Genomic DNA, 2,133 nt, shown 5'->3' on the forward strand with positions numbered 1-2,133 from the left:
GTGCAGCAGCGGGCAGAAGTGATGAACACTGTGCTGGATTGGGATGACCGTGTGCTGGTGCTCAGCCAGGGCGATGACGCTACCCGCTGGTACTATTATCGGTACGAACTTACCGCCCAGGTGGTCAACGGCTTCGGCGGTTTTTACGGCCGTCTGGGAGAAACCGAGGACCGCTGGGACAGCGATTTTATGAACCTGGTGGAAAGCGAAAACTGGACCCTGTATGATTACAAGGCCGTTTGTGTGCCGGATACCCTGGTAGCGTATATGGCGGAAAAGGACTGCGATTATCTGCTCATTGACCGCGCCGACGATTACCTTCAGCGGGAATTCAGCCCGTTGTTTGAGGGCGGTCTGACCAATGATATGCCCGCGACCCTCTACCATTTTGAGGGCGAGGACGCCGAGGTACCGTTCACCATCGCCGCTGCCACCAAAAGGGAGGTATCGTGATGGCAAGACCCAAACTTCCCGAAAGTAAGCGGCCGCTGTTCCGGCCCCGGCAGCTGTTGCTGCTGGCCTACCTGCTGACCATTGTGCTGTGGCTGGTACGGGGACTGGTGGGCAGCGCTGTGATGATCAACTACAAACTCAAAGGCGAGATGCCCCAGCAGACGGTGGCCCCTGCGGAACTGGTTACCGAAAGCTTTGCCCCTTACAGTTCCAACCAGTGGTGGACCCCGCCCGATGACGATCCCAACTGGTATCTTTCTACCGACAGCGACCCGCATATCTACTGGCAGGGGCAGGGATATCTGGAAACGGTGCGCCTGTATGCGGAGCATCAGCTGCCTCCGGGCGGTGTGGCGCTCTACTATCTGCTGCCCGGCCAGACCGATTATACCGAAACCCAGAAAGTCTATGCCAATGTTACCGGAACGGGGGAGTATACCTTTGATCTGGGGGGACGCTGGGTCACCGGATTGCGCATCGACCCGGACAGTGTGGGCGGCGTTCCCACCCTGTTCCATGGCATTGAACTGAACCCGGCCACCCCCTGGTATGACCGTTTTATACCCAATGGCGGGCAGTGGCTTTTGCTGCTGTTTGTGCCTACTTTGGCGGTGGCGGCAATTGCATTGGTGGGATCGCTGCTGCACAAGGAGGAGCCGGACGCTCCCCGGGATTGATCAAATACCAAGGAGATTCTCATGGAATTATTCTGCGTACTGGTGTCTGTGCTGGCTTTGTTCCTGCTCTGCGCCGCGCTTACCCTCAAAGCCCGGGTGCCCGCGGGCATGGCCCCCCTTACGGCCCTTTCCGGCATTGTGGCGGTGTTCACGCTGGCCGGTATGGCCGGGGTACTGTACCCGGCAGCCTGGGCAGTCTATCTGCTTTGTCTGGCAGGCGGTATCTGGGCTTTTTGGCCCCGTAAAGGCGCTGCGCCGGATTGGCGGGCGCTGTTTATCCCCGGCAGTGTGCTGTTCTGGGGCATGACGGTGGCTTTTGCGGTGTATTTTTCTGTCCGCCAGCCTATGGCTACCGGTTTTGACGAGCTGAACCTGTGGGCTACTGCCGTCAAGATCACCAAGGTGGATAACAGTCTGTATTCCACCGCAACGCTGGGTACCCCCTGGGCCGTGACCCAGAATCCCGGGCTGCCGCTGCTCAGTTATTTCTTCCAGTTCTTTGGAAATTATACAGACTGGAAAATTTATCTTGCTTATGACGCACTGTATTTTGCGTGCTTTGCGGCGGTCCTCAGCGCCCTGCCCTGGAAAAAATGGCGGGTGGCGGTGCCGCTGGCGGCGGTGCTGTGGTGTACCCCTTTCTTCTTTACCATCTATAACCACACCATCTACCTGGCCGATACCTACCTGACCTCCTACGGCGATGTGCCGGCGGGGCTGGTATTTGGCGGGGCGGTGGCCATGTGGCTGGCACTGCGCCAAACCGATGGCCCCCGCTGGGCTGTGCTGCCGGTGCTGGCACTGGCTGCAAACCTCAAGGCCAACGACTTTGTACTTTCGTTGGCGGCGGCGGGACTTATCGCCGTGGATGCCTGGTTCTTCTGCGATGGACCGTTCAAACAAGGGCTTGCCCGCCGTACCGGCTTTGCGGCAGCCTGCTTTGCCGCGCCCATGGCCATCTATTACCTGTGGAACATCCGGTACGTGGGGTGGCTGGTGGCCC

3 protein-coding genes are annotated in these 2,133 nt (G+C 59.0%); all 3 read left to right on the forward strand.

Translation table 11 applies throughout. The annotated features are described in order from the left end of the window. Nucleotides 1-453: hypothetical protein (locus H6B10_RS14165; RefSeq protein ID WP_204652190.1), on the forward strand; the 453-nt coding region annotated here is incomplete at its 5' end. Beyond that, entirely contained in the window at nt 453-1,130 is a 678-nt protein-coding gene (locus H6B10_RS14170) for a hypothetical protein (protein WP_204652191.1), read from the forward strand. The genes H6B10_RS14165 and H6B10_RS14170, both read left to right, overlap by 1 nt. Nucleotides 1,131-1,151: 21 nt before the next feature. Next, nucleotides 1,152-2,133: hypothetical protein (locus H6B10_RS14175; RefSeq protein ID WP_204652192.1), on the forward strand; the 982-nt coding region annotated here is incomplete at its 3' end.

This window comes from Gemmiger formicilis (assembly GCF_016901605.1).
Lineage (GTDB): Bacteria > Bacillota > Clostridia > Oscillospirales > Ruminococcaceae > Gemmiger > Gemmiger formicilis_B.